The sequence below is a fragment of the Parasphingopyxis sp. genome (assembly GCF_028279465.1).
Taxonomy (GTDB): domain Bacteria; phylum Pseudomonadota; class Alphaproteobacteria; order Sphingomonadales; family Sphingomonadaceae; genus Parasphingopyxis.
This window is the reverse complement of the sequence record NZ_JANQNS010000014.1, coordinates 167,839-192,674: the sequence shown is the minus strand read 5'-3', so window position 1 is coordinate 192,674 and position 24,836 is coordinate 167,839. Positions and strand designations below refer to the sequence as shown.

Sequence of the window (24,836 nt, the reverse complement as noted above, 5' to 3'; positions counted from 1 at the left end):
TCGGCGCGGCCAAGTCAGTGGCCGCCCATATATCTCGTCCATAGGAGACTTTTCATGGCCAGCGCTGCCCCGCAGCAGAATTTCCCGCTATTGTATAATGACGTCATTCCGCTTTCGAGCCAGCAGCATGCGGAATACAAGCTGCAGGTCCGGCCGAAAATGCCGTTCCTCGCCGATACGCACGCGGTGCCGGTGACGATCGACGAATTCGTCATGGTGCAGCGCCATATGCCGATCGTGTTCTCCTCGGGCGACAATGCGGTGCCGCTCGCGCTGATGGGTCTCAACCAGGGCGTGAATGTGTTCCTCAACGAAGAAGGCGAGTTGGCCGGCAATCCGGTTTACATGCCGGCCTATGCGCGGCGCTATCCGTTCCTGCTCGCCCGGCTGCGCGAAGATTCCGAAGAACTGTCTCTCTGCTTCGATCCGACGACCGATATCGTTGGCGAATATGACGAGGGTGAAGCGCTCTTCGACGGCGCCGAAGCGACCGAAACGACGAAAAGCCTTTTGCAGTTTTGCGAGCAGGTCGAAACGTCCGGTCATCGTACGGTCGCTTTCGTCAACGAGCTTGTTGAGGCCGAGTTGCTGATGGAAGGCGAAGTGGCGATCGATACGCCGAATTCCGACAAGCCGTTCGTCTATCGCGGCTTCCAGATGGTGAACGAAGAGAAGCTCAAGGAAATACGCGGCGATCAGGCGCGCAAATGGGTGCAGAATGGCATGATGGCGCTGATCTACGCGCATATGATGTCGCTTCAGCTCGTCCGCGATATTTTCGCGATGCAGCTTCAGCAGGGCAAGGTTCCGCCGCAGCCGGACGCGAATGTCCCGCAAGGCATGCCGGAAAGCTAAATGCGTTTCTTTTCATGCGGTTGTCAGTTGCCGCTTGAAACTGTTACGGGCTGTTAATATCTTAATAGGGCACATCGCTGCGTGCCCCCCTTTCGCAGCTTTGTGCGGGCGCATCCCTGATGCGTCCCCTCCCTGAACCTGGCCGCCTCGCGCAATTCGCGCGGGGCGGTTTTTTATTCGGCCGCCAGAGACTGAGGCGGGGAAAGCGCTTCCTCAGCTAGCCCGCGCGCGATCGCCCGGACCGTATCGGCGATCCGTTCGAACTCCGGCCCCAGCCCGTCATGCGCCGGATCGAGGTAGAGCGAGCGGCAAATTTCCAGCTGAAGGCCGTGAATGTCGCGTTCGGGTTTGCCGTGGCGCGCCAGGATATGCCCGCCGGCATAAGGCGTATTGATCGTCGTCCGGAGGCCGGCCCGACGGGCGATGTCGACGGCGCGTGCCGCGAAGGAGGGCGCCGCACTCCGCCCGTTTCGGTCACCGATCACGATTTGGGCTGGGGCCGTGCCGCGTGCCGGGCGGAGCGGCGGCATAGAGTGGCAATCGAGCAGAACGGCGATGCCGAAGCGCCGACGCGCGGCATCCAGCAAGTCCGAAATGAGCATGTGATAAGGCCGGTGAGCCCGGGCGATGCGCTCGGAAAGGTCGGACTGCGCGATCGGCTGGCGATAGATGTCGCCATGTCCGGCCAGCCGTCTCGGCACCAGGCCAAGCCCGCCGCGCACCTTGGCGGTCAGTTCTGTAGCGGCGCGCGCCGGGCGCGGCCGGATCATGGCGGGATCGATCTCGCGCTCGGAACGATTGAGGTCGATCCAGGCGCGCGCGGCGGTGCCGACGACCAGCGTGAATCCATCGTCCGCCAGCGGCGCGACGAGGCTGTCGACATGCCGGTCTTCGAGCGTTTGCAAATCGGCCTGTGCAATCCGGCTCTGTTCGATCAGCGAACCGGGATAGAGGCGCCCGGCATGCGGGACGGACAGGATTACTGGCGATTCGATCTCGTCCGGCCCGTACCGGCAGAGATAATTGCTTGTGGAACCGCCTTTTTCCATGATTTCAGGCCTATTGCGGGCCCGGTGCGAAGGCAAGCGGCATAAATTTGGCGCGAGGCTGGAAATTTTTAAGGCCTGTGCCCTATAGTGGTCGCAAGAGAGCGCCAGGGGGTTGGCGTGCAGACAGGCGATGGGACCAAGATGATCCGTATCCTTTTGGCAGAGGACGACACATCGATGCGCGAATATCTGAAGCGCGCGCTCGAACGGACCGGCTATGCGGTGGATGCCGCCGATTCCGGGCTTTCCGCGATGCCCATGCTGGAAAAGGAAAAATATGACCTGTTGCTGACCGATATCGTCATGCCGGGCATGGACGGGATCGAACTGGCGCAGGAAGCCGGAAAGATCGCGCCTGATATGCGCGTCATGTTCATTACGGGTTTCGCCGCCGTTGCGCTCAAGAACGGCAAGACACCGCCAAACGCCAAAGTCCTGTCCAAGCCATTCCATCTGCGCGATCTGGTTCTTGAAGTGGACCGCATGTTCGAAGTCGGGGATGCATCGGGACTGTAGTTGCCGGGCGCGCGTACGCCGGCTCCCAATCGTGTAAATCAGCAGTTGCGCATGGCGGGCCGCTCTACTAAATAGCCCGTTCGCGTGGGCGCGTAGCTCAGTGGTAGAGCACTGTGTTGACATCGCAGGGGTCGCTGGTTCAATCCCAGCCGTGCCCACCATTTTTCCTGAAAATCAACAAAAAGCTGCCGGGTCAGGCAGTTTTCCGGTTTAACGGAAAAACGGCCATCATGGTGTCCGGCCGGGTCGCATAAAACCGGATGAACCATGATGGCCTTGGCGATGGTGCTTTGGAGTGTCGCTACCGCCGCAAACAGCTATCGGCGACCCGCGCGATTCGCTCTGTGACGTACGTCACACAATCTCGAAAAGACCGGCCGCGCCCATGCCGCCGGCCGTACACATTGATACGACGACATAGCGGACCCCGCGCCGCCGGCCCTCGATCAGCGCATGGCCGACAAGGCGGCTGCCCGTCATGCCGAAGGGATGGCCGATGGCGATCGCGCCGCCATCGACGTTGAGCTTTTCCCGATCGATGCCCAGCGTATCGCGGCAATAGAGGCACTGGCTGGCGAACGCCTCGTTGATCTCGAACAGGCCGATTTCGTCCATCGTCACACCTGTACGCTCCAGCAGCTTCGGAATCGCGAAGACCGGGCCGATACCCATTTCCTCCGGATCGCATCCCGCCACCTGGAAACCGCGATAGATGCCGAGAATATCCTTGCCCTCGGCCTCCGCCGTGGCGCGATCCATCAGTATCTGCGCCGAAGCGCCGTCGGAGAGCTGACTCGCATTGCCGGCGGTGATGTGCTGGCCTTCCTTGATGACCGCGCCGTCCGACCAGACGGTCTTGAGCCCGGTCAGCGCCTCGGCCGTTGTGCCCGGACGTAGGCCCTCGTCGCGGTCGAGCGTGACCGTTTCGGTGCCCGCCTTGCTGCCGTCCTTTTCGTAAAGCTGTTTCTCTACCGTGATCGGCACGATCTCGGCGTCGAGCCGCCCGGCCTCGGTCGCTTCGACGGCGCGTTGCTGGCTCATCGCGCCGAACGCGTCCTGAGCCTCGCGGCTGATGCCATAGCGTTCGGCAACGATCTCGGCCGTTTCTATCATCGGCATATAGGCGTGCGGCACATTTTCGACGACGGATTCGTTTACATAGCGCGGGGCATCCTTGGTAACGGTATGGGTGATGCTCTCCATGCCGCCGGCCATGGCGACATCCATTTCGTCGCAGATGATGGCGCGGGCGGCGAGCGCGACGGCGGTGAGCCCTGAACCGCATTTCCGATCGAGCGTGAAGGCCGGGACGCTATTGGGCAGGCCAGCCGCGAACAGCGTCATGCGCCCCAGATTACCGCCCTGTGTGCCCCATTGGTTGCCCGCGCCGAAGAAGAAATCGTCGATCCGTTCGGGATCGATACCGGCCCGTTCGATTGCGGCATTGACGACATGGGCACCGAGCACCGGGGCCTCGGTGGCGTTGAACGCACCGCGATAGGCTTTGCCGATCGGCGTACGGGCGGTCGAGACGATAGCGGCTTCACGCATGGCACTTCTCCTTTGCCGGACGCTCCTAGGCCATGGCGTTTCGAAAAGCACGGGCCATTGACGGTCACGGCTGCGCGGCTAGACGCAAAGCGCGAGGGAAGGAGATGCGATGATCAGCACGATCGGCCTGATAGGCGCATTGGCGCTGCTCATCTGGATGACGGTGCGCGGGGTGAATATCCTGATCGCCGGTCCGGTTGCCGCTGCCATCGTCGCCGCAACCAGCGGAATCGCCTGGCTGCCGCCGCTGGCTGAGACTGATGCCCCCGATTTTGCGACCAGCTATATGGCCGGCTTCACCCGCTTTTTCGCCGACTGGTTCTTCATGTTCCTGTTGGGTGCGATCTTCGGCGAGGTGATGGGCGCCTCCGGCGCCGCCGCCAGCGTCGCGCACTGGATCATCGAGAAGATCGGGATCAAACATGCTGTGCTTGCCGTTGTCGCAGCCTGCGCGCTGCTCACCTATGGCGGGGTGAGCGTCTTTATTGTCGCCTTTTCGGTCTATTCGCTTGCGGTCGGGCTGTTCCGCGAGGCCAATCTCCCGCGCCGCTTCATTCCGGCGGCGCTCTGCTTCGGCTCCGTCACCTTCACCATGACGAGCGCGGGCTCGCCGGAAATCCAAAACCTTATTCCCATGCAATATCTTGGCACGACGGCTTATGCGGCGTGGGAGGTGAGCCTCGTCGTGGCGATCCTGATGGCGGTGCTCGGCTTTGTCTGGCTGCAATGGATGGTGAAACGCGCAGTGGCGCGCGGGGAGACTTTCGAGGGACGCGATAGCGACGATGTAATCGAGGATGACCGGGTGCTGCCCAATCCGTTTCTCTGCCTCCTGCCGCTGGTCGCCGTGCTCGGCGTATTTCTGATCTTCCAATACCCGCAGCGCCTGGGGCCGCTGTCCGCGATCATGCCGGCGGATTCGCTCGACAAATGGGCGCTCGTCGCGGCGCTCGGCGCGGGAACGATCGTCGCCCTGCTGGTCGGTTTCCGGAGCAAAGCGAAGATGCCAGAAGCCTTTTCGAAGGGTGCGACGGGTGCGGTCGTCGCGATTACCAATACCTGCGCGGTGGTGGGTTTCGGTGCAGTCGCGGCGCTCTCTCCTGCCTTTCAGGAAGCGCTCGTGCTCGTCCAGAATCTGCCCGGCGACCCGCTGATCGGCGCGGCCATTGCGGTGACGGTGATTGCCGGGCTGACCGGCTCGGCATCCGGCGGCCAGACCATCGCGCTGCCGCTGATCGCGCCGCATTATCTCGATGCCGGGGCCAGCGCCGACGAACTCCACCGCACGGTCGCCATCGCCTCGGGCGCGCTCGATAGCCTGCCGCATAACGGCTATGTCGTGACAACAATCCGCGCGATCTGCGGTGAAACCCATGCCGCCGCCTATGGCGCTGTGGGCGCGCTGACGGTGATCGTGCCGCTGATCGGATTGGTGGTCGCGCTCGCGCTGTTCGCGATCTTCTGATCGGTATCTATTTCGATGGGGGCTCGGGCTCCGGTCCGGGCGGCACGGGCGGGCCATAATAGTCAGGATTGGCCAGTTCCTCCCGATAACGGTCGAGCGTCTGGCGGGTCATTGCGCGCTGACCGGTACAACCGCGCGCCTCGAGTTGACCTTCGATCGCGCTCAGCTTTTCGATGACCTGACGGACGAAGGCGGACCGCTCGAGCGTCGGATCGATACCCTCGAACGGATCGATATCGAGCTGATGGAAGGTGAGGGTGACGGTCTCGGGCCTTTCCGACGGCGCGTTGGTCGCAAATTCGATCCGGAACCGGTCACCCGGTTCTATGCCCAGCCCGACCGGCCAGCCTTGCAGCCAGCCCCGGTCGTTGACCAGTCCGTCCATATCTGCGTCGTAGCGGAACACCGAAACCGCATCGTCCCGCTCACGCCGGAACGTGACGGCGCGCAGGCCTTCGATCTGATAGCTGCGTAACTGCGTCTCGATTAGGCCCTCGAAGGCGTAGCAAATATCGGCCGATTGGTTCAGGTCGATCCGCCACAGATAGGCGAAGGAGCGCAGGATATCGGGCGCTGGTGGCCCGATTTCCATACGCGCGACGGCGACCCGGGGCCGTTCCGTCTGGCGGCCCAGCAACCAGAAGAAATTTTCGGCGAGGCTCGGCAGGTCGGCGACAACGAAGCGGCCCGGCCCATCAAAGCGCCGCGTGCCTATATTGGTGAGCAATGTCACGCGATCGCCGGCGACCAGTTCCAACACGCTGTCCACCGGTATTCGGATGCCCTGCGGATATTCACGCGCGATTTCGCCCGAAGACCGGGTGACGAGAAATTCCGCATGGGCGGCCGGTGCGATCGCGCCGCACGCCAGAGCCAATGCGAGGCCTTTGCCAAAAAAGCCGATCCGCATGATATTCCCCTCCATGCGCATATGTATCGCAGCGCTGCGCGTTCCGAAAGGCGGCGCTATCCGCCCGTGAAAAACTCATATCTTCTTAACCATGTTTGCGATAGAATCCGTGGCCATGGGGACGGTGATCGACTTTGAAACCGGTGCGGTCGCGCAATTGCAGCGCCGCGTGGCGCAGGCCGAAGAGGATAATCGCGATCTGCTCGCCTTTGCGCGCGGCCATTCGGGCGCGACGGCGGCGATCCATAGCGCCGTTCTGGCGGCGATCGAGGCTGACGGGCTCGACCATCTGCTGCATATCGTCACCCAGCAATGGCCCGATATTCTCGGCGTCGATGCGGTCAGTCTCGCCCTTTATGTCGGCGATACAGGCATTCGCGCCGATATCGCTGGTATGCAATTTGTCGAGCGGCGCCTGATCGAAAAGGCAGCCGCCGATATCGACGGGGTCGTGCTGCGCGATTGCGATAAGGGACATCCGTTGCTGGGTCCGGCTTCCGAATTCGTGCGGGCCGAGGCGCTCGTGCGGATCGTCAACGACGCGCCGCTGCCTTCGGGCCTGTTGGCGCTCGGACAACGCGAGAGCCAGAATATGGAAACGCATGAGGGCGCGGAGCTGCTGGGCTTTCTCGGCGACAGCCTCGCGCGACTATTGGGCCGGTGGCTGCTGCCCTGATCCCCGACGATCATCCGGCGACTGCGCTGGCTGAAGACTGGGCGGCGCATCTCGGCCGCGACCGCCGCCGCTCTCCGCATACGATCCGGGCCTACACGGCCTCAGCGCATCGGCTGATCGCGTTTCTTGGCAAGCATCGGGGCGAAGCGGTGACGGGCGCAACGTTGCGGCAACTGGACGTCGCCGATTTGCGCGCTTTTCTCGCGGACCGACGGCAGGATGGACTGACGAACCGCTCGACGGCGCGGGAGCTTTCGGCGTTGCGCGGTTTTCTTGCCTTTGCGGCCCAAAGGTCAGGGGAGCAGGCCGACATTCCGCGGATCAAGGGGCCGAAGCTCAAGCCCGGCGTACCGCGCCCGGTATCTCCTGATGAGGCCGTGGCACTCGCCGAAGATGTCGCGGCGCAGGCCGACGAGCCCTGGATCGCTGCGCGCGACTGGGCGGTGTTGCTATTGCTTTATGGCGCGGGACTGCGTGTTGGCGAGGCGCTGGGGCTTACAGGCGCGGTGCTGCCGCTCGGCGAGACGCTGTCCGTGACCGGCAAGCGCGACAAGACGCGCGTCGTGCCGCTGCTCGACAAGGTCCGCGAAGCGATCGAGGACTATGTAAAACTCTGCCCCTATGCGATCGAGCCAAGCGATCCACTGTTTCGCGGCGCGCGCGGCGGCCCGCTCGGCAGCGATATCGTGCGGCGGGCAGTGCGCGGAGCGCGGGCGCGGCTTGGCCTGTCCGGTCGCACGACGCCGCATGCCTTACGCCACAGCTTCGCAACGCATCTGCTGGCGCGTGGTGCGGACTTGCGTTCGTTGCAGGAGTTGCTCGGCCATGCCAGCCTCAGCTCGACGCAGATTTACACGTCCGTCGATGCGGCCCATTTGCTCGACGTCTATCGCAACGCCCATCCCCGGGCTTGAACACACGGAGCAACAATGCCGACGGTAACGGTGACATCCATTTTTGACACCCCGGCGGATCGCGTCTGGGAGGAGGTTCGCACGTCGCAGCTGCTCACCTATGTCACGCACGGCCGAATCGCATTCGACCCTGTCGACCCGCCGCAATTTCCCGAGGAGTGGGCGGAAGGCGAGTATCGGGTTGCGATGCGCGGTTTCGGTTTCGTGCCGCTGGGGCAGCAGACCATCGGTATCGAGTTTCCGCCGCCCGAGGGCGAGACGCGTATCCTGCGCGACAATGGCGGAGGCGGGTTATTTCGCAAATGGGATCACTGGATATTCGTTGAGCCGCTGGATGATGGCCGCACCAAATATACCGATCGTGTGGAATTCGATGCCGGTCTGCTGAGTGGGGTCGCCAAGCCGTTCGTGCGGGACTTTTACCGCCACCGCCAAAGCCGCTGGAAAAAGCTGATCGCCAACGATTTCCGCTACTAGAGCTTCGCCTCGATCGCGTCCCAGATTTTGCCGCCGGTATCCGTGCCGTTGAACGCGTCGATCGAAACGATGCCCGTGGGTGAGGTCACGTTGATCTCGGTCAGATAGCCGCCGATCACATCGATCCCGACGAAGAGCAGCCCGCGCTTCTTCAGTTCCGGCCCGAGCGCCTCGCAGATTTCCAGTTCGCGCGGGGTAAGTTCGGATGCCGCGCCCGATCCGCCGACCGCGAAGTTGGAGCGGATTTCACCTTTCTTGGGCAGCCGATTGACACCGCCGGTCGGTTCGCCATCGACGAGGATGATCCGCTTGTCGCCCGCGCTGACATCGGGGAGGAAGGCTTGCACCATGAAGGGTTCGACCCACACATCGCCGAACAACTCGGTCAGCGCGGCGAGATTTTTGTCGTCATCGCCGACGAAGAAGACCGCCGATCCGGCATTGCCGTAGAGCGGCTTCACGACGATCGCGCCATGCTCGCGCTGGAAAGCGCGCGTATCGTCCAGGCTGCGCGTGATCATCGTCGGTGGCATGAACTCGGCGAAATCGAGCACGAACAGTTTTTCGGGTGCATTGCGCACCGATGCGGGGTCGTTGACCACAAGTGTATCGGGCTGGATGCGCTCTAGCAGATGCGTCGCGGTAATGTAGGACAGGTCGAACGGCGGGTCCTGCCGCATCAGCACGACATCGATATCGGCGCGCAGGTCTATCGTCTCGAAATCGCCGAAGCTGTAATGATCGCCCTCGACACGCTGAACCGTGACCGGACGTGCGCGCGCCGTCAGCCGCCCGTCTGTATGATGGGTGAGGGCGCCGACATCATAGTGCCAGAGCCGATGTCCGCGCGCCTGCCCCGCGAGCATGATGGCGAAGCTCGAATCCCCGGCGATATTCACCTTTTCCATGGGATCCATCTGGATCGCGACATTGAGCGGCATCGGCGTCTCCTGTTCGGCGCGTATCCGGCTTTAGCGCGGCCCGGCGCGCTTTCAATAAAATCCTGCTTAGGGTTCGGACCCCGTACCAATACCGCTGCGGCGTCAAAATGGCGAACATATCGGGCGGAAATGCACGCCGGGAACAGTGGTTCTGTTTCCAAGTGGATTTCCGTTCGAGATGGAAGCCATTTTGTCGTCCCTTCGGGATTTGACCGATTTGACCCATTGCTGCGTTGGGAAGGCTTGAAATATGCCGATATTCCATCGCTTCCCCGCCTTGCACTGAGCCAAATCGCCTCAAACCGCAGTGGAATTGGTACGGGGTCCGAACCCTAACCCATCCAAGCATTCTCGATATGGCGCGGCTTGTGGCGCGGGGCGATCAGGATCACGTCGATCCGGATATCCTCGCCATTGGGCGCAAATTTCGGCGCCAGTATTTCCGCCGCCGCCGCGACTCGCTCCAGTCGATACTCGTCGATCGCGAAATCAAGTTCGGCTGGCGTTGCGCGCGTTTTGACCTCGACGAACACGATGAGATTGCGGCGGCGCGCGACGATATCGATCTCACCGCGCGGGGTCCGTTCGCGCCGGGCGAGGATGCGATAGCCCTTGCGGCGCAGAAACCAGGCCGCGCGCGTTTCCCCGCGCCGACCGCTTTTTTCGGCTTTCTGGCGCTTCATCCGCCGGTCTTGAGGGCCATGGCGCGTTCGTAGAGCCCCTCGCTTGGCAAATGGAGCGCCTTGGCGACTTCACGCGCTGCTTTACCGGGCGGCAATCGCTCAAGCGCTTCGGCCAGGGCAGCATCTATGTCCGCCTCGCTCGCCGCATCGGCTTCACCGGGCGGCCCGACGACGATCACGATCTCGCCCTTGGGCGGCGCATCGGCATAGCGCGCCGCCAGTTCGTCCAATGTCCCGGTCACGCACTCTTCGAAGGCCTTGCTGATCTCGCGCGCAACCGCCGCCTCGCGGTCGCCCAGTTCTGCCGAAAGGGCCTGCAGCGATTTGGCGAGCCGCGGTCCGGAATCGTAGAAGATCAGCGTGGCGCGGATGGCAGCCAGTTCGCGGATCGCGTCGGTCCGCGCCTTGGCCTTGGCCGGCAGAAATCCCGCGAAGACGAAGCGATCGGTCGGCAGTCCGGCCAAAGTCAGCGCGGCAATGGCAGCGCAGGGCCCGGGCACTGTCGTCACCAGATAACCGGCCGCGCGCGCATCGCGCACCAGCTTGTAGCCGGGATCCGATATCAGCGGCGTGCCCGCATCGGAGACGAGCGCGATGGCCTTGTCGCCAAGCTTTTCGACGAGCCCGGCGCGGACGGACTCGTCGACATGATCATGATAAGCTGTGATGCGTTTCTTGATGCCCAGATGGTTGAGCAGCTTGGCCGTAACCCGGCTATCTTCAGCCGCAATAATGTCGGCTTCCCGCAAAGTTATTTCCTGCCGTTTGGACACATCTTGCAAGTTGCCGATTGGGGTGGCGACGATGTAAAGACCAGGCGGTAGCGTATCGTTCATAGGATTCTCGTCATGGCATCACAGCGGCACCCGGGGCAACGGCAGTCGTATCTTTCTCGCTTCTGCATCGTCTTCATGGCAGTCGCGCTCGCAGGTTGCGAGGCGATCCTGCCCGGCGGCAGCCGTCCGGACGAAACGCCTCCGCCGACCCAGCCGGAAATCACCACGGGCATTCCCGAAGACGGATTGCGCCGCGTGGCGCTGCTCGTGCCGACATCGGGCAACAATGCGGGCGTCGGCCAGTCGATCGCCAATGCCGCGAACATGGCGATCCTCGATACGGGCGGGGAAGGCGTTCGCATCACCACATATAACACGGCAGGGGCCGGCGGCGCGCGAGCCGCGGCGAACCAGGCGCTTGCCGATGGCAGCCGCCTGATCCTCGGCCCGCTGCTCGCCGACAATGTCCGCACGACCGCGCCGGTGGCGCGCAGCGCGAGCGTGCCCATCATCGCATTTTCCAACGATACGAGCGTTGCGGGCAATGGGACCTATCTAATGGGGTTCACGCCGACCCAGTCGATCGCGCGGGTGACCAGTTATGCCGCGGGCCGGGGCGCACGCCGCTTTGCCGCACTCATTCCCGAAGGTCTGTATGGCCAGCGGGCATCGGCCGCCTTTGCACGGGCGGTCCGCGATGCCGGTGGTACTATGATCGGCACGCGTACCTATGAGCGGTCGCGCCGTTCACTGCAGCTTGCCGTGACCCAGCTCAACGGGGAGGGCCCGTTCGATGCCGTGTTGATCGCCGATAGCGGATCGACGGCGCGCGAAGCGGCGCAGATGCTACGCGATCGCGGGGCGACGGACACGCAAATCCTCGGCACCGAATTGTGGAACAATCAGCCGGACCTCGCGCGCGATCCCGCCATGCATGGCGCGCTATTCGCGAGCGTGTCCGACCGGATGTTCAACACGCTGAGCAACCGGTACCGCTCGCGCTTCAATTCCGATCCCTATCGCCTGTCGAGCCTCGGCTATGATGCGGCGCTGCTGGTGGTCCGGATCGCGCGCGAATGGTCGATTGAGCGGCCATTCCCGCTCGGCGAATTGCGCGATGCGGGCGGGTTCTCCGGTGTCGATGGCGCGTTCCGCTTCGGTAGCGATGGCGTGGCTGAACGCGCGCTGGAAGTGCAGCAGATCCGGCCGAACGGCTTTACGGTCGTATCACCGGCCCCGAGCGGTTTTGGCGGCTAGGCCGCGACGGGCTCGTCGGCGACGATCTCGGCGAGAAGGCTGTTGAGAACCAGCCGTCCGGTCGGCGTAGCGACAATGCGGTCGGTCCGGGGTTCGAGCAATCCGTGATCCGTCAGGCGCGCGATTGCGTCACTATCGAGTCTGTTGGCGGGAATCCGGTCGCGCGAAACGCCTTCGGAAAGCCGCAGGCCCATCATCAGCATTTCGGTCGTCTGCTCATGGTCAGGCAGGACCGTTTCGGTCTGCAGCCCATGGTCGTTGCGATCGACGGCGGACAGCCAGTTCTCGGGCTTCTTATGGCGGGTCGTCGCCATACCGCCGCGTCGGCCATGCGCACCCGGTCCGATCCCCGCATAGGGTTCGTAGCACCAATAGGTCAGATTGTGCCGGCTTTCCGCGCCCGGTCGGGCATGATTCGAAATCTCATAAGCCGGCATGCCCGCCGCCTCGGTGAGGTCTTGGGTGCGTTCGTACAGCGCTGCCCCGTGGTCGGGTTCCGCTTCGCCCAGCGCGCCCTGGGCCGCTAACGTCGCGAAGCGCGTGCCCGGTTCGATGGTGAGCTGATAGAGCGAGAGATGCTCGGTTCCGAAAGCCAGGGCGCGCTCCAGTTCGAACTGCCAGTCTGCGACACTCTGGTCGGGTAGCGCATAGATCAGATCGAAGCTCGTCCGCGCGAACACCGACTGCGCAGTATCGAGCGCGGCTAGGCCCTCGTCGACCGTGTGCGCGCGACCCAGAAAGCGCAGAGCCGTGTCGTCGAGCGATTGCAGGCCGAGCGAAACGCGGTTGACGCCGGCACGCGCCAGATCGGCGAAACGCGCGGCTTCGACCGACGAGGGGTTGGCTTCGAGCGTGATTTCGATATCGGGCGCGAAGCCCCAATGCGTTTCGGCCGCCTCGATCAGCGCGGCGACCGTTTCGGGCGGCATCAGCGAAGGCGTTCCGCCGCCGAAGAAGATCGATGTTAGCTCTGTGCCGTCCGTCAGCGCGGCCTCGTACGCCATTTCTGCGAGCAACGCCGTGCGCCATGCATCCTGATCGACGCTTTCCCGGACATGGCTGTTAAAGTCGCAGTAAGGGCATTTGGAAACGCAGAACGGCCAATGGATATAGAGGGCCAGACCGGTCATTGCGCTCAGAACACCGCTTTCATCATCTTGGCGAAGGCGTCGGCGCGGTGGCTGATTGCATGCTTTTCGGCAGGGTCGATTTCCGCGAAGGTTTGATTGCGGCCCTCTGGCACGAACACCGGATCGTAGCCGAAACCGAGAATGCCGCGCGGTGGCCAAGTGAGGCTGCCCGGTGCGCGTCCTTCGAAGATTTCGCTGTGGCCGTCCGGCCATGCGAGCGCCAGCGTGCAGGCGAAATAGGCGCTGCGATCGGTGTCGGGCCCGAGTTCGGAGAGTTTCCCCTCGACCTTGCCCATCGCCATATACCAGTCGCGCCCCGGACCGCCTTCGAACGTGTCGGCCTCGGCCCAGTCCGCCGTATAGACGCCGGGGGCACCGCCAAGCGCCTCCACGCACAGCCCGCTGTCATCGGCCAGCGCAACGATGCCGCAACCCTCCGCACCGGCATGCGCCTTGATCAGCGCATTCTCGGCGAAGGTCGTGCCGGTCTCTTCGGGCTCGGGCAGATCGAGTTCGGCGGCGCTGACGACCTCCATGCCGTGCGGCCGCACCAGTTCCCCGATTTCGCGTACCTTACCCGCATTGTGGCTGGCGATCAGCAACTTGCCGGGTTCGAGCGTGCGGCTCACGAGATGGCGGCATCCTGCGCCGCGAAAATCTCGTCGCAGCCGATCCGCGCCAGGCGGAGGAGACGGAGAAGCGCTTCCTCATCATAGGTTTCGCCCTCGGCCGTGCATTGCGCCTCGGCGATGTTGCCGTCGCCGGTCAGCACGAAATTGGCGTCGGCGCCCGCATTGCTGTCCTCGGCATAATCGAGATCGAGGACTGGTTCGCCCTTATAGATGCCGCAGGATATCGCGGCGATCTTCTGGCTCATCGGGTCCTGCTCGATCTTGCCCTCGGCGATCAGCACGTTGATCGCGAGCCGCAATGCGACCCAGCCGCCCGAGATCGATGCCGTGCGCGTGCCGCCATCGGCCTGGATCACGTCGCAATCGACAGTAATCTGGCGCTCGCCGAGCAGCGTGAGGTCCGTCACGGCGCGCAGCGAGCGGCCGATCAGGCGCTGGATTTCCTGGGTCCGGCCCGATTGCTTGCCCCGCGCCGCCTCGCGATTGCCACGCGTATGGGTGGAGCGGGGCAGCATGCCATATTCGCCGGTCACCCAGCCGCTGCCCTTGCCGCGCATCCAGGGCGGGACGCGGTCCTCGACGCTGGCCGTGCAGAGCACGCGGGTTTCGCCGAAGCTGATCAGGCAGGAGCCTTCGGCATGTTTGGTGAAACCGGGTTCGATGGTGATCGCCCGCATCTGATCGGGCGCGCGGCCGGAAGGGCGCATGGGCATAGGTCCTTTGCGGATTGTGTCGGGTCTGCCCCTATCGCCCGCGCGGGCGTGCGTCCAGCCGAAACCGGGCGGGCGAACTGTCTGCTATGGCTTAGCCGGGGTCGCCGGTCGTCGCTGCGGCGAGACGGAGGACCGGCGCTGGGCGTGGCGTCTCGTTGTCGGAACCTTGGATATAGAAGCTGATCGTGATCGTTGGTGCCGGGGGCTCGGGCGGAGCGGGAGGCGCCGGCGGTGTGACGGAGCGATAGCGCTGCCTGTCACGCTGTGCGCGTTGCACGCGCTGCTGGATGCGTTCGCGATGGCTTTCGAGGCGGCTCTGCAGTTCCGATCCCAGAACCGACATGCGCGCGGTAAGCTGCTGCATTTCGCGCTGGAAACTCGCCGAGCGCACATGCTCGCTCTGCTCCATCTGCTGTTCGACGCGCGCCATTTCGCGTTCCACGCGCGTCATCTCGCGCTCTATCTCGCGTTCGGCGCGGGCCATTTCCCGCTCGACCTGCGCAATCTCACGCTCGGCCTGTGCTTCCATCCGGGCGATTTCGCGATCGCGCTGTGCTTCTGCGCGTTCCATGCGCGTTGCCCGGCGGGCGGCTTCACGGCTGCGTTGCTCGGCGATCATCTCGGCCTTGTCTTCGCACTGCTCGTCATGCGCGTCTTCGGCGATTTCGGTCTCGGTTTCGAAGATGGCGGCGCGGATGACGGCGTTTTCGAGGAAATTCCGGTCATGGCCGACGGCTGCGCGGCGGAAAGCGCCGCCGAGATTCTTGGTGGCTTCGGGGCGGAAATCGCGGAAGTCGTCGGCCCAGTTCGGCGCGATTTCGAAGGCCCAGCTTCCGGTATTCGCGGAGGCCCAGCGATCCTCGGACGGAGCGTGAGCCTTCGGAGCGGCATCACTTCTGGCGCGATCGGGTCGCGACGCATGGACTTCACGCGCGCTTTCTTCGACGATCTCGACTTCCGCGACCGCTTCTCCTTCGGAAGCGGCCATGGGCTCTTCGGCCGCAGCGGCAGGGTCTTTGGCGTCTTCGCCGTCTTTTTCGCCCGAAGAGAAGGTCGTGTCGGCCGTGGCTGCGACCGTCAGGCATCCGGCGAGCACGAGCGTCAATGCGGCGGGCATCGTCGTGCCATGCTCGCGGCGGAAAGGCCGTTCGCGCAGCCGGGCGATGCGGTTCATCAGCGGCGTCTTGCTGCCATCGGCCGCCATCGCGAAGCCGGGCAGCATGTCGTGGCTTTCCAGCGCAACCTTGCCAAGGCCCTGCGCCAGCGCGTTGGCGTTGCCGGTTTCGGCGACGACACGGGCGTCGCACGCATATTCGCGTTCGATATCGATCTGACGCGAGAGATAGGCGATCGCTGGATGGAAGAAGAAGATGTTGCAGATCAGCGCCTGGATCAGGCCGAGCAGATAATCCTGGCGGCAGATATGGGCGATCTCGTGCACGAGCACGGCTTCGGCCTGTTCGATCGGCATGCGCAGGAAAAAGCCGGCGGGCACGAGCACGACGGGCTTAAGCGTTCCGATCGTCAGCGGCGTCGTGATGCGCGAGGATTGGAGGATCGCGGCCCTGCCGTCTGCGCCGAGTCGTTCGACCCAAAGGCGGAAACGCGTTTCCCATTCGGCCGGGACGGGCCCGGTGCCCTCGTGGCGCAGTCGGTTTGTCGCGCGCAGGGCCTGCAGGTAGCGGATGCCGAGCCAGCTAAAGCCCAGGGCCCAGAATGCCGAGATGAAGCCTGTCGTTTGACCGAGCGTCGCGATTACCGCATCCCAGCCCTGGGCGGGCGGCGCATAGGCCATGGCGAGCGGCTCGACCGCGCCGATCGTCCGATAGCTGATGATCCAGGTGCCGATAAACAACAGCAATGTCGCGGCAAGCCCGCCATAGGCGAGCAGAAAGCGCAGCTGGGCCTGATGACGCGGCGTAATCCGGAGCGCGGCCCAGACCAGGGCGGCGACGAGGCCGATTTGCCAGATGCTGTGCAAGAGGGCCCAGCCAAGGCTGTCGACCATTACTCCCGGATCAATCGGCATCCTCATTTCTCCCCTGCTCGGCTTCCAGTTCGGCGATGAAAGCCTTGAGTTGTTCTATTTCGTCCGCGGACACGTCTTCGCGGCCCAGCGCATGCATGACGAGGCTGGTCTTCGAATTACCGAAAACCGTCCGCACCAGCCGATTCAGCAGCGTCGTGCGCGTTTCCGATGCCGGCTGCGTCGCCACATAATCGAAGGATTTGCCCTTGCCCGGAATGCGATCGACAAGCCCCTTGTCGAGCATGCGCTGCAATTGTTTGAGCACGGTCGTGTAGCCAACATCGCGAACCAGCTTGATCTGTTCGTGCACGGTGCGCACCGATACAGGCTGACGCTCCCAGACAATCTGGAGAATCTCCGCTTCGGCCTCGGAAGGCGGGGGGAGGGGCGTCTTGCTCTCGGGCATCGGTCTTTTCGCGCGATCTTGTACCGCTGCCCGGTATTTACGGCAAGTGTCGTGACCTTGCTGTCGACCAACTGCATATAAGACACGACGAACGGCATCCGCGGGCGGGGCTGGCGAAGGCGCGCCGGAGTTTCTACATCCCCGGCATGGCGAATCCGACCGTTAACGAACTGTCCGAACGCGCGCGTGACGTGTTCCGCACCGTCGTCGAGAGCTATCTCGAAAACGGCGCGCCGGTGGGTTCGCGGACGATCTCGAAAATGTCGGGCCTGAACCTTTCGCCGGCATCGATCCGCAATGTCATGCAGGACCTCGAAGAACTCGACCTGCTCGCCGCGCCGCATACGAGCGCCGGGCGCATGCCGACGGAGACCGGGCTCAGGCTGTTCGTCGACGGGATGATGCAGGCCGGCCGGCTGACCGTTGCGGAGCAGCAGGCGATTGCGGCCGAGATCGATGGCGACGGGCCGGTCGAAGAGGCGGTGGCCAATACGACGGCGGCGCTATCGGGCCTGTCGGCCTGTGCCGGTATCGTACATGTGACGAAGCGTGAGCCGGTGCTTAACCAGTTCGGTTTCGTCCCGCTGTCCGAGCGGCAGGCGCTCGCCGTGCTCGTCGGCAATGACGGTTCGGTGGAGAACCGGATTGTCGATCTGCCGCATGCGATGCCGGCATCGACGCTGAACGAGGCTGCCAATTATATGAGCCAGCGTCTGTCCGGCCTCACGCTCGAACAGGCGCGCGTGCGATTGCAGGAGGAGATCGGCCGCGGCAAGGCAGCGCTCGATGCGGCGGCGCAGGATCTGATCGCGCGGGGCCTGGCGACCTGGTCGCAGGATAGCGCGGATCGGCCTGTGCTCATCGTGCGCGGTCAGGCGAACCTGCTTGACGAGACGGCGGCGGCCGATCTCGATCGCGTGCGCAATCTGCTCGGCGAGCTGGAGGGCAAGGAGGAAATCGCGCAGTTGCTCGATCATGCGCGGGACGCGCGCGCGACAAAGATTTTCATCGGATCGGAGAACAAGCTGTTCGCTTTGTCCGGGTCTTCGGTTATCGCCGCGCCCTATCATGACGGGGAAGGGCAGGTGGTTGGCGTTGTGGGTGTTATCGGCCCCACACGCTTGAACTATGCGCGAGTCGTTCCCATGGTGGATTTCACGGCAAAGACCCTATCGAAACTGGTGAGTTGAATAGAAAAATGGACGGCGAAAAGACCGAAAACACGGAAACACTGTCGGACGAGGCGGAGGCCGAACTGGCCGGCGTGCCCGAGAGCATGCGCGACGCGGGCGAAACGAGCGACGAGGCCGAGCAGGTTTCGGACGCCGATCGCGTTGCAGAACTGGAAGAAGAACTCGCCGCGGCGAAACAGGAAGTGCTCTACGCAAAGGCCGAGGAGCAGAATACGCGCCGCCGTCTCGAACAGGAGAAGCAGAATGCGAGCGCCTATGCCGCGACCGGCTTTTCGCGCGATATTCTCTCCGTCGCCGACAATCTCGAACGCGCACTAGAAGCGATCCCGCAGGAACTGCGTGATGACGAGAAGTTCAAGGGGCTGGTCGCCGGCCTCGACGCAACGGGCCGCGAATTGCTTACCGTATTCGCCAAACACGGCATCGAACCGGTCGACGCGATGGGAGAAGAACTCGATCCGAACCGGCATCAGGCGATGGTCGAAATCCCGACCGATGAGGCCGAGCCCGGCATCATCGTGCAGCAGATGCAGCGCGGTTACATGATCAAGGACCGGCTGTTGCGGCCTGCGCTGGTCGGCGTGGCCAAAAAGCCCGACTAGGGTTCGGATCCATTACCAATGTCGCTGCGGCGTCAAAATGGCGAACATATCGGGCGGAAATGCACGCCGGGAACAGTCATTCTGTTGCCAAGTGTATTTGCGTTCGAGATGGAAGCCATTTTGTCGTCCCTTCGGGATTTGACCGATTTGGCCCATTGCTGCGTTGGAAAGGCTTGAAATATGCCCATATTCCATCGCCTCCCCGCCTTGCACTGAGCCAAATCGCCTCAAACCGAAGCGATATTGGTAATGGATCCGAACCCTAGAGCTCAAGAACCAGTTGCGCGTTGCAGCGGCCATAGGGCGTCGGCCAGAACGCATCGTCATCGAGATCGCGAAATCCCGATGTGCGATACAGGTGCTGGGCGGCGGCGAGCTTGTTGCTGGTTTCGAGCCAGATGCCATCCGCGCCCATCTCTCTCGCGTCTTCGATAAGCCGATCCAGTACGGCCCGTCCGATGCCCCGGCCGCGCATATCCTCCGCGGCTGCCATTTTGACGATCTCGACATAATATTTGTCCGGCACCGGCTGGATATGGGCAGGCAGCACGGCCCCGCATCCGCAGACTCGCCCGTCGATTTCGGCAATTGCGATACGCCCGCCCTTGGCGATGATCGCGCTTTGCGGGTCCTCGAGCTGCGCGCGATCGGATGGTTCCACCTCGAAAATCTCGTCGATCCAGGCGAGGTTGAGAGCGGCGAATGCGGGGGCGTCGTCCGGCTGGAAATCGCGGATGCGCACCGTCATGCCGCCAGCGTGTAGCGGGATTCTCCCGGGCCACGGCACATGCGCTTCGAGATCCGCGTTTCCTCGCCTTCGACGATGATGACGTCGGTCACGTCCATGCAGGCCGCGCCATTTGGCTGGGAGGTCATCGCCGTGACGGTCGAGGATCCCGAGACATCGGCGCGCGTCGGGCTGACCCATTCCGCCGTGGCGCCGACTTCTTCCTGTTCGGTCACGGTTTCGGTGGCCTCGGCCATGCGCTCCTGCTCTTCCGGTTGAAGCTGACAGGCGATTTCGGCGACGAGCACACCGGTAAACTGCCCGGCGATAAAGCCGCCGATCGCACCGATGCCGGCGGCTTCTCCGATCACGCCGCCGAGAATGCCGCCGAGAATGCCGCCGCCCGCACGGCCCGTATCGCAGGCATTCCCGCGATTGCGGGCTTCTTCGCGGCGGGCGCGCTGTTCGGTGCCGTCCGCGCGGTCCCGCTCAGCGGTTTCGGCCGTGCGTTGATAGTTGGCGCAGGTGCCCGAATAGCGGCAGAAGCGTTCCTGCAGGAATGCGCGGTCCTCCGCATAGCGGGCTTCCAGTTCCCGGTGCGTTGCCATGTGCCGGCCGTCGGGATTGGAATCCGCATGCTCCTGCGTGATGGCCGCGAAAAAGCCGTCGGCCTGTTCCTGCGTATAATCGAAATCGTTCATCACCTGCGCCTCATAGAGCGCGGAAATGGCCTCCTGATGCGCGATCATCCGTACCCGGAAATCGGCCAGCACTTCGGCATGATAGGCGTCGAGCCGTTCAATGCATCGCGTTGTTTCGTCGGCCATCTCGAAGGGCTCGACATGGCGGCGATAATCGTAGCGGCAATCGGGATAAGTCACCCCGCTCATCACCGGCGTTGCCGGGATTTCGGGCAATGGCGGCGGAGCGGACCGTTGCGCCTGAGCCCCGTACGGCATGACCGCGCAGGCCATAATCGTCATCATCGCCGCTATGCGTGTTGCGATACCAGTTTTCATCACTTCCCTCATCTTTCGCGGGAAAACTAGCCCCCACCAATGCGGCGGGCAATGATCTGGATCACGCCTGGTGGCACGTTTCCCGCCGCTCTCAGCAGGTGCCCGCATTCTGGCAGAAAGTCCGCCGGAGAAAGGCGCGATCGTCGCGATAGCGCCGGATCATCTCCTGATAGCGCGCCATATGCCGCCCGTCCGGGTTGGAGTCTGCATGCTCCTGCATGATCTGCGCGTAAAAGCCGTCGGCCTGCTCCTGCGTATAATCGAAATCATTCATCACTTGCGATTCGTAGAGTTCGGTAATCCGCTCCTGATGGCGCAGCATGGTGCGGACGAAGGGCGCCATCACCTGGTTGTGATAGGCATCGATCCGGCGCGTGCAGCGATTGGTCGCCTCGGCGCGCGCAAAGGCTTCCGAATAGTTGCGATAATCGTTGCGGCAATTGGGATAAGGCGTCGATGGATATTGCGGCGTGGCGGGCATGTCGGGCAGCGGCGGCGGTGGGGGTCTCTGCGCAAATGCGCCTGCGGACAGAAGCAAAGCGGCGGCTGCCATCGCATGCACGCCCATACGCGACACCTTCATAGATATTCCCCCTCGGCAATGGCTTAGACCTGCCTTTGCCGGGGGGCAATATCGTTCGCGAGCACCCGTCAGACGCGCTCGGCGCATTGGTCGCGAAGGCGCGCAAGCTGCTTGCGGCGGCCAGATCTTCGATGAACTTGCGATGCGGCACCGGGCGATAGGCGTGCAGCTCGTCCAGATATTCGCGCAGCGGATCATTCTCGTGGCTAACGTTGAACAGCGCGTCCATCGCTGGGACGATCGAGTTTTGCGAGCCGGTTCCTCGTCCCAGACAATAGGCCTGCGTCATGAACGAGTAACGGACCATCGCGACCCGGGTCTGCGCGTCGCTGGCTTCGGCGAGAAAGCCGGTCTGTCGGGCTGCGGAAGCTGTTCCAGCAGATACCGCGGACGGCCTGAAGTAAGGATGGCGGAGAGGGTATCTGCCGCGTCGACGATGGCGTCGAATTCGGGCGGCAGCGCGATGGCGTCGATTTCGAAGTCGGAAAGATAGCCGCGTTCCCGCGACATGCCGTAGGATGAAAGCTCCATTTCTGTCTCTATGGTCCGGGCGCGGGTTGGGCCGCCCGGTGCCCGATCGTCACGCCGCGCGATGCGATTGTTCAAGCGCGATGCCGTAGCGTCAGGGGGCGGTTTCCGGTTGACACTGGTTGACACGGGCCAGGGGTGGCGGGGCGCCTTGCTGCTTAAGCCTGTCCTGAGCGTGCCTGCACTCGCGCAGGCGGGTGTCGAAGGGTTGACAAAGTGGACACACAACGTTGCTTCCGCGCGCAATTTAATTTCCTACGCCGTTCGGAAAGTCACAAAGATCACACACCTCAAAGGCGGAACATCCTTCCGATGCGGCGAGCGGAAACGGTTGGGAGGGTGGACGGGGTCAAAGAGCCTGTGCGAGCCTTGGGGCTCGCAGGGATGATCCTGAGGGAGGGTTTCCTATTTTGCGAGGGAAATCGGATTTGGGATTTGCTTAACTATCTCCGTAGTTGCAAAACAATCCTGTCCGAAACGATTACCCTCGACGTAGATGTCCACGCAGTTGGTGCGCAAAGTAGTCGCCATAGTCGCCTCTGTTATCAAACGTGCTTAGCGGTAGAGCCTCTTCCTGAACGCTCATTGCTTGCCTAATCATTGCCTTGCCGCGCTGCATCCACTCGTCTTCATCTCCAAGCATGTACGAGGCAATATTTACCATTATCCCGGCAGCAAAAAGAAACTCGATATCGTTGGACGAATCACCTCCGAAATGAGCAAAAATGCTTTTCCACAGACCCACTGCCTGAGAATCTTCCTCAAAATCTGTGAGGAAGGAGGGTTCTGCCCAATGATACCAGGCCAGAAACATCAGATTGAGATTGCGTTCGCGATCCCGATCCCCGGCTAACCATTGTGCTTTGAGCTCCTTGTACGTCTCTTCCATTTCTAACTCGCCTTAAACGGCAAGATCGCCTCGAAGCTTTCCAGCGGCGGGGCGCCCGCAATCGTCTCGCCCTGCCGTAGCAGAAACGTATGCCGCACGATCTCCGCCTGCTGCTCGATGCCATAGCGTTTGAGCGGCCAGCCGGGTTTCAGGCTGTAATGATAGCGGCAGAAGGCGTGGCGGCGCAGCGGGAGGAAGATGCCGCTCTGCCACTGCCAGACATGGGTCATCTCATGAAGGAACAGGCCCTGCAGCTTGCGCGGCGCGGTGCCGAAATCCTCGCGCCAATAGGGGCCTTTGGGATGGAACCAGATGCCCCCAGTCGGCGCCATCAGCGTGTTGACCGGCTGGAAGGGAAACCATTTCTTCCGGTGCAGCTTGACCCGGTCGTAATCGATCGCATTGCCGAACATGCTGCCGACAAGCTTGCGTTCGGCCGGGGTCAGGGAGCGGGCGGTGTTATCGGTCATCGCCCGCTCTTTCGGCGAATGGAGCACGCCAAGGCAAGCCGCTTATGGACGGCTTGCCCCGGATCGCGATCAGTTGCTGTAGAGTTCGGATATATCGAGGATCGCGGATTCGAGCCGCGCGCTGCCATAGGTACCGACCCAGATATCGTACTGGCCGGAAAGCGGTGTATCGAACAGGAGCGCCGGGTTGAGTCCGCCGCCGCTGTCATCGTCGCAATACCAGTTGCCGTTCGGGTCGTTGACGACGAGCGTGGTATCCGAACTCGACTGGACCGAGATATTCAGCGGCAGCCGGCCGCTCGTATAGTTGACGCGGTAATCAGGCGCGCGGGACACATAGCCGCGGCACGGGCTGCCGAGCACCGAGGCGTCGATCGAACCGCCCGATTGGAGGCGGACGCGGTGCGGATCGGGCGTAAAGCCCGAGCGCAGATTGGCGGTGCCGTAATTCGGATCGAGGCTGAAATCGGGCCGTCCGCCGGAGCTGCTACTGCCGCCGCTCTCCGCCAGTTCGGCGATATCGTCATAGAGTTCGGAAATACCGAGCACGGCCGTCCGCAGGCTGGAGCTACCATAGGTGCCGACCCAGACCTCGTACCGGCCCGAACTCGGATTATCGAAACGGATCGACGGATTGAGGCCGCTTGCGCCATCGTCATTGCAATACCAGCGGCCATTGGGCGCGTTGATCACGAGGGTCGTATCGGCGCTTGAGGCGACCGAGAACAGGAGCGGCAGGCTGCCGGCGGAATAGTTTACGCGGACATCCGGCGCATTGGCGATATAGCCGCGACAGCTGCTGGAAATCGTGGACGCTTCGATCTGCCCGCCTGAGGACAGTTCGACGAGCCGCGGATCGTCGCTGAACCCGGCGCGCAGGTTGACCGTGCCATAGGTCGGATCGAGATTGACATTCTGCGCGCTGGCAGGCGCGAAGGCGATGGTCGCGGCAGCGGCTGCGACGCTAAATCTGGCGAGTGCGGACATTGGCTTTCCCCCAAAAGGACTGGTCACCGGGCTCCGAAAAAGCCCGACGGCGTTGAAACTGCGACCATTTCTTACGGATACCGCGCCGTTCGCGACATTTCCAGCAAAATGATGCGGTGGTGCCCGATCGATTCCGCCGATCAGCAGCCGCTACCTGTCGTGGCTGGAGTAGTTCTCGCTAATGTTCGTGGCCGGAGTGATCATCGCTGCCATGGTCATGACCGGAATGATCTTCGCTATCATGGTCGTGACCGGAGTGATCGTGATCGTGACCGTCATGGTCGTGCTCCGAATGGTCCGCATCGCTATCGTGGCCGCCGAAGGGTGGTTCGTCGCCCGCCGCGATCGTCACGGCGTCGACGCTGACGTCCCGGCCGCTATCGAAGCGGAAGTTGAGCGTTAGGGACGTGCCCGGCGTGATTTCCGGATCGACGCCGAACAACATGCCGTGCATGCCGCCCGGTTCGAAGGACAGCGTGCTGCCCGCCGGTATCTCGGCGGACATGATCGCGCGCATCCGCATCGCGCCGTCTTCCATCACCGTTTCATGGAGTTCGATGGTCTCGACGCGCTCGCTATCGATCGCGAGCAGGGTGTCGCCGGCTTCGCCGCCATTGAGTTCGAAATAGGCAGCCGCCGGGCGGCCTTCGACGGCGGGCAGCCTGACCCAGACATCTTCGACGGTTTCGACGGGCTCGGCTTCTTCGGCCTGGCTACAGGCGACGAGGGCGAAGGCGGCAGTCGCGGCAAGGATCGGAAAGCGCATGAGAAATCCCAAATGTGAACAGAAGCTTTTCTTTAGTCCGCGCGAATGGTTGCAGCAAGCAAAACCCCACCTATATCGCCCGTGTAAAACAC

Annotated in this window: 28 protein-coding genes, 1 tRNA gene and 1 pseudogene; 10 read left to right on the top strand and 20 right to left on the bottom strand. The window is 62.9% G+C overall.

Going from position 1 to position 24,836, the window contains the following annotated elements:
• The first annotated feature begins 54 nt into the window (after positions 1–54).
• The gene (locus Q0974_RS09065) at positions 55–855 is read left to right on the top strand and encodes a SapC family protein (RefSeq protein ID WP_299326753.1); all 801 of its coding nucleotides are present in this window, start codon (positions 55–57) and stop codon (positions 853–855) included.
• Positions 856–1,028: 173 nt separating this feature from the next.
• On the opposite strand, the gene Q0974_RS09060 is transcribed toward Q0974_RS09065, so the two are convergent.
• Complete coding sequence (locus Q0974_RS09060) at positions 1,029–1,904, bottom strand: N-formylglutamate amidohydrolase (RefSeq protein ID WP_299326751.1); 876 nt, start codon at positions 1,902–1,904, stop codon at positions 1,029–1,031.
• 141 nt (positions 1,905–2,045) lie between these two features.
• Here Q0974_RS09060 and cpdR point away from each other — a divergent pair, with 141 nt between their 5' ends.
• Both cpdR and Q0974_RS09050 read left to right on the top strand, forming a co-directional pair.
• Complete coding sequence (gene cpdR, locus Q0974_RS09055) at positions 2,046–2,420, top strand: cell cycle two-component system response regulator CpdR (RefSeq protein ID WP_299326749.1); 375 nt, start codon at positions 2,046–2,048, stop codon at positions 2,418–2,420.
• An 86-nt stretch (positions 2,421–2,506) separates the two neighbouring features.
• A tRNA-Val gene (locus tag Q0974_RS09050) sits at positions 2,507–2,581 on the top strand.
• 193 nt (positions 2,582–2,774) lie between these two features.
• On the opposite strand, the gene Q0974_RS09045 is transcribed toward Q0974_RS09050, so the two are convergent.
• Positions 2,775–3,971 (bottom strand): thiolase family protein, encoded by a 1,197-nt coding sequence (locus Q0974_RS09045; RefSeq protein ID WP_299326747.1) that lies wholly within the window; start codon positions 3,969–3,971, stop codon positions 2,775–2,777.
• A gap of 109 nt (positions 3,972–4,080) precedes the next feature.
• Here Q0974_RS09045 and Q0974_RS09040 point away from each other — a divergent pair, with 109 nt between their 5' ends.
• Complete coding sequence (locus Q0974_RS09040) at positions 4,081–5,436, top strand: GntP family permease (protein ID WP_299326745.1); 1,356 nt, start codon at positions 4,081–4,083, stop codon at positions 5,434–5,436.
• A 7-nt stretch (positions 5,437–5,443) separates the two neighbouring features.
• Here the strand turns inward: Q0974_RS09040 and Q0974_RS09035 are convergent, their stop codons facing one another.
• Positions 5,444–6,361, bottom strand: a complete 918-nt coding sequence (locus Q0974_RS09035; RefSeq protein WP_299326743.1) for a hypothetical protein — start codon at positions 6,359–6,361, stop codon at positions 5,444–5,446.
• A gap of 76 nt (positions 6,362–6,437) precedes the next feature.
• Here Q0974_RS09035 and Q0974_RS09030 point away from each other — a divergent pair, with 76 nt between their 5' ends.
• From Q0974_RS09030 to Q0974_RS09020, 3 genes are read left to right on the top strand one after another with little or no spacing between them, the layout of a single operon-like run.
• Positions 6,438–7,022, top strand: a complete 585-nt coding sequence (locus Q0974_RS09030) for a DUF484 family protein (protein ID WP_299326741.1) — start codon at positions 6,438–6,440, stop codon at positions 7,020–7,022.
• On the top strand, positions 7,022–7,936 hold the full coding sequence (locus tag Q0974_RS09025; protein ID WP_299326867.1) for a tyrosine recombinase XerC: 915 nt from the start codon (positions 7,022–7,024) through the stop codon (positions 7,934–7,936). Before Q0974_RS09030 ends, Q0974_RS09025 begins: the two co-directional genes overlap by 1 nt.
• 15 nt (positions 7,937–7,951) lie before the next feature.
• Entirely contained in the window at positions 7,952–8,413 is a 462-nt protein-coding gene (locus Q0974_RS09020; RefSeq protein ID WP_299326739.1) for a hypothetical protein, read from the top strand.
• Here the strand turns inward: Q0974_RS09020 and gshB are convergent.
• From gshB to rsmI, 3 genes are all read right to left on the bottom strand, one after another.
• Positions 8,410–9,354, bottom strand: a complete 945-nt coding sequence (gshB, locus tag Q0974_RS09015; RefSeq protein ID WP_299326737.1) for a glutathione synthase — start codon at positions 9,352–9,354, stop codon at positions 8,410–8,412. The two genes, Q0974_RS09020 and gshB, sit on opposite strands and share 4 nt — an antisense overlap.
• A gap of 332 nt (positions 9,355–9,686) precedes the next feature.
• A complete protein-coding gene (locus Q0974_RS09010; protein WP_299326735.1) occupies positions 9,687–10,037 on the bottom strand; it encodes a YraN family protein in 351 nt (116 codons plus the stop codon).
• Positions 10,034–10,873 carry a 16S rRNA (cytidine(1402)-2'-O)-methyltransferase gene (gene rsmI / locus Q0974_RS09005; protein WP_299326733.1) on the bottom strand — a complete coding sequence of 280 codons (840 nt, stop codon included), beginning with the start codon at positions 10,871–10,873 and terminating at the stop codon, positions 10,034–10,036. Before rsmI ends, Q0974_RS09010 begins: the two co-directional genes overlap by 4 nt.
• Before the next feature lie 75 nt (positions 10,874–10,948).
• Between rsmI and Q0974_RS09000 the strand changes: the two genes are divergently transcribed.
• Positions 10,949–12,070, top strand: coding sequence for a penicillin-binding protein activator (locus tag Q0974_RS09000; RefSeq protein WP_299326731.1), 1,122 nt, complete (start codon positions 10,949–10,951; stop codon positions 12,068–12,070).
• On the opposite strand, the gene hemW is transcribed toward Q0974_RS09000, so the two are convergent.
• From hemW to Q0974_RS08975, 5 genes are all read right to left on the bottom strand, one after another.
• The gene (gene hemW, locus Q0974_RS08995) at positions 12,067–13,200 is read right to left on the bottom strand and encodes a radical SAM family heme chaperone HemW (protein ID WP_299326706.1); all 1,134 of its coding nucleotides are present in this window, start codon (positions 13,198–13,200) and stop codon (positions 12,067–12,069) included. The genes Q0974_RS09000 and hemW overlap by 4 nt on opposite strands.
• A 5-nt stretch (positions 13,201–13,205) precedes the next feature.
• Positions 13,206–13,829, bottom strand: a complete 624-nt coding sequence (rdgB, locus tag Q0974_RS08990) for an RdgB/HAM1 family non-canonical purine NTP pyrophosphatase (RefSeq protein ID WP_299326704.1) — start codon at positions 13,827–13,829, stop codon at positions 13,206–13,208.
• Complete coding sequence (gene rph, locus Q0974_RS08985; RefSeq protein ID WP_299326702.1) at positions 13,826–14,539, bottom strand: ribonuclease PH; 714 nt, start codon at positions 14,537–14,539, stop codon at positions 13,826–13,828. Before rph ends, rdgB begins: the two co-directional genes overlap by 4 nt.
• 97 nt (positions 14,540–14,636) lie before the next feature.
• Positions 14,637–16,574 carry a M56 family metallopeptidase gene (locus Q0974_RS08980; protein WP_299326699.1) on the bottom strand — a complete coding sequence of 646 codons (1,938 nt, stop codon included), beginning with the start codon at positions 16,572–16,574 and terminating at the stop codon, positions 14,637–14,639.
• Positions 16,564–16,980 carry a BlaI/MecI/CopY family transcriptional regulator gene (locus tag Q0974_RS08975; RefSeq protein WP_299326697.1) on the bottom strand — a complete coding sequence of 139 codons (417 nt, stop codon included), beginning with the start codon at positions 16,978–16,980 and terminating at the stop codon, positions 16,564–16,566. Before Q0974_RS08975 ends, Q0974_RS08980 begins: the two co-directional genes overlap by 11 nt.
• A 146-nt stretch (positions 16,981–17,126) precedes the next feature.
• On the opposite strand from Q0974_RS08975, the gene hrcA reads away from it, so the two are divergent.
• On the top strand, positions 17,127–18,170 hold the full coding sequence (gene hrcA, locus Q0974_RS08970) for a heat-inducible transcriptional repressor HrcA (RefSeq protein WP_299326695.1): 1,044 nt from the start codon (positions 17,127–17,129) through the stop codon (positions 18,168–18,170).
• 8 nt (positions 18,171–18,178) lie between these two features.
• Positions 18,179–18,775 carry a nucleotide exchange factor GrpE gene (gene grpE / locus Q0974_RS08965; protein WP_299326693.1) on the top strand — a complete coding sequence of 199 codons (597 nt, stop codon included), beginning with the start codon at positions 18,179–18,181 and terminating at the stop codon, positions 18,773–18,775.
• Between the two features lie 262 nt (positions 18,776–19,037).
• Here the strand turns inward: grpE and Q0974_RS08960 are convergent, their stop codons facing one another.
• The 9 genes and pseudogenes from Q0974_RS08960 to Q0974_RS08920 all read right to left on the bottom strand — a co-directional run bounded on the left by Q0974_RS08960 (position 19,038) and on the right by Q0974_RS08920 (position 24,744).
• Positions 19,038–19,523 (bottom strand): GNAT family N-acetyltransferase, encoded by a 486-nt coding sequence (locus Q0974_RS08960; protein ID WP_299326691.1) that lies wholly within the window; start codon positions 19,521–19,523, stop codon positions 19,038–19,040.
• Positions 19,520–20,521: a hypothetical protein gene (locus Q0974_RS08955; RefSeq protein ID WP_299326689.1), complete on the bottom strand. Its 1,002-nt coding sequence runs from the start codon at positions 20,519–20,521 to the stop codon at positions 19,520–19,522. Before Q0974_RS08955 ends, Q0974_RS08960 begins: the two co-directional genes overlap by 4 nt.
• 91 nt (positions 20,522–20,612) lie before the next feature.
• A complete protein-coding gene (locus Q0974_RS08950; RefSeq protein ID WP_299326872.1) occupies positions 20,613–21,104 on the bottom strand; it encodes a hypothetical protein in 492 nt (163 codons plus the stop codon).
• A 133-nt stretch (positions 21,105–21,237) separates the two neighbouring features.
• Positions 21,238–21,333, bottom strand: a pseudogene (locus tag Q0974_RS08945) (hypothetical protein); the annotation flags it as partial.
• 56 nt (positions 21,334–21,389) lie between these two features.
• A complete protein-coding gene (locus tag Q0974_RS08940) occupies positions 21,390–21,710 on the bottom strand; it encodes a hypothetical protein (protein ID WP_299326687.1) in 321 nt (106 codons plus the stop codon).
• Positions 21,711–22,113: 403 nt separating this feature from the next.
• Complete coding sequence (locus Q0974_RS08935; protein WP_299326685.1) at positions 22,114–22,521, bottom strand: hypothetical protein; 408 nt, start codon at positions 22,519–22,521, stop codon at positions 22,114–22,116.
• A 2-nt stretch (positions 22,522–22,523) separates the two neighbouring features.
• Entirely contained in the window at positions 22,524–22,991 is a 468-nt protein-coding gene (locus Q0974_RS08930; RefSeq protein ID WP_299326683.1) for a vgr related protein, read from the bottom strand.
• A gap of 69 nt (positions 22,992–23,060) precedes the next feature.
• Positions 23,061–23,978 (bottom strand): hypothetical protein, encoded by a 918-nt coding sequence (locus Q0974_RS08925; RefSeq protein ID WP_299326681.1) that lies wholly within the window; start codon positions 23,976–23,978, stop codon positions 23,061–23,063.
• Positions 23,979–24,156: 178 nt separating this feature from the next.
• A complete protein-coding gene (locus Q0974_RS08920) occupies positions 24,157–24,744 on the bottom strand; it encodes a copper chaperone PCu(A)C (protein WP_299326679.1) in 588 nt (195 codons plus the stop codon).
• Positions 24,745–24,836: the final 92 nt, after the last annotated feature.

Excerpts from the sequence above, each read along its gene's own strand:
- Q0974_RS08980 (WP_299326699.1), bottom strand. The coding sequence starts at position 16,574 with ATGCCGATTGATCCGGGAGTAATGGTCGACAGCCTTGGCTGGGCCCTC.
- Q0974_RS08950 (WP_299326872.1), bottom strand. The coding sequence starts at position 21,104 with ATGAAGGTGTCGCGTATGGGCGTGCATGCGATGGCAGCCGCCGCTTTG.
- Q0974_RS09040 (WP_299326745.1), top strand. The coding sequence starts at position 4,081 with ATGATCAGCACGATCGGCCTGATAGGCGCATTGGCGCTGCTCATCTGG.
- Q0974_RS08955 (WP_299326689.1), bottom strand. The coding sequence starts at position 20,521 with ATGAAAACTGGTATCGCAACACGCATAGCGGCGATGATGACGATTATG.
- Q0974_RS08920 (WP_299326679.1), bottom strand. The coding sequence starts at position 24,744 with ATGCGCTTTCCGATCCTTGCCGCGACTGCCGCCTTCGCCCTCGTCGCC.
- Q0974_RS08960 (WP_299326691.1), bottom strand. The coding sequence starts at position 19,523 with ATGACGGTGCGCATCCGCGATTTCCAGCCGGACGACGCCCCCGCATTC.
- hrcA (WP_299326695.1), top strand. The coding sequence starts at position 17,127 with ATGGCGAATCCGACCGTTAACGAACTGTCCGAACGCGCGCGTGACGTG.
- Q0974_RS08935 (WP_299326685.1), bottom strand. The coding sequence starts at position 22,521 with ATGGAAGAGACGTACAAGGAGCTCAAAGCACAATGGTTAGCCGGGGAT.
- Q0974_RS09060 (WP_299326751.1), bottom strand. The coding sequence starts at position 1,904 with ATGGAAAAAGGCGGTTCCACAAGCAATTATCTCTGCCGGTACGGGCCG.
- Q0974_RS09045 (WP_299326747.1), bottom strand. The coding sequence starts at position 3,971 with ATGCGTGAAGCCGCTATCGTCTCGACCGCCCGTACGCCGATCGGCAAA.
- Q0974_RS09010 (WP_299326735.1), bottom strand. The coding sequence starts at position 10,037 with ATGAAGCGCCAGAAAGCCGAAAAAAGCGGTCGGCGCGGGGAAACGCGC.
- Q0974_RS08930 (WP_299326683.1), bottom strand. The coding sequence starts at position 22,991 with ATGACCGATAACACCGCCCGCTCCCTGACCCCGGCCGAACGCAAGCTT.
- hemW (WP_299326706.1), bottom strand. The coding sequence starts at position 13,200 with ATGACCGGTCTGGCCCTCTATATCCATTGGCCGTTCTGCGTTTCCAAA.
- Q0974_RS08925 (WP_299326681.1), bottom strand. The coding sequence starts at position 23,978 with ATGTCCGCACTCGCCAGATTTAGCGTCGCAGCCGCTGCCGCGACCATC.
- Q0974_RS08975 (WP_299326697.1), bottom strand. The coding sequence starts at position 16,980 with ATGCCCGAGAGCAAGACGCCCCTCCCCCCGCCTTCCGAGGCCGAAGCG.
- Q0974_RS09030 (WP_299326741.1), top strand. The coding sequence starts at position 6,438 with ATGTTTGCGATAGAATCCGTGGCCATGGGGACGGTGATCGACTTTGAA.
- gshB (WP_299326737.1), bottom strand. The coding sequence starts at position 9,354 with ATGCCGCTCAATGTCGCGATCCAGATGGATCCCATGGAAAAGGTGAAT.
- Q0974_RS09020 (WP_299326739.1), top strand. The coding sequence starts at position 7,952 with ATGCCGACGGTAACGGTGACATCCATTTTTGACACCCCGGCGGATCGC.
- Q0974_RS09035 (WP_299326743.1), bottom strand. The coding sequence starts at position 6,361 with ATGGAGGGGAATATCATGCGGATCGGCTTTTTTGGCAAAGGCCTCGCA.
- rsmI (WP_299326733.1), bottom strand. The coding sequence starts at position 10,873 with ATGAACGATACGCTACCGCCTGGTCTTTACATCGTCGCCACCCCAATC.
- Q0974_RS09065 (WP_299326753.1), top strand. The coding sequence starts at position 55 with ATGGCCAGCGCTGCCCCGCAGCAGAATTTCCCGCTATTGTATAATGAC.
- Q0974_RS09000 (WP_299326731.1), top strand. The coding sequence starts at position 10,949 with ATGGCAGTCGCGCTCGCAGGTTGCGAGGCGATCCTGCCCGGCGGCAGC.
- grpE (WP_299326693.1), top strand. The coding sequence starts at position 18,179 with ATGGACGGCGAAAAGACCGAAAACACGGAAACACTGTCGGACGAGGCG.
- cpdR (WP_299326749.1), top strand. The coding sequence starts at position 2,046 with ATGATCCGTATCCTTTTGGCAGAGGACGACACATCGATGCGCGAATAT.
- rph (WP_299326702.1), bottom strand. The coding sequence starts at position 14,539 with ATGCGCCCTTCCGGCCGCGCGCCCGATCAGATGCGGGCGATCACCATC.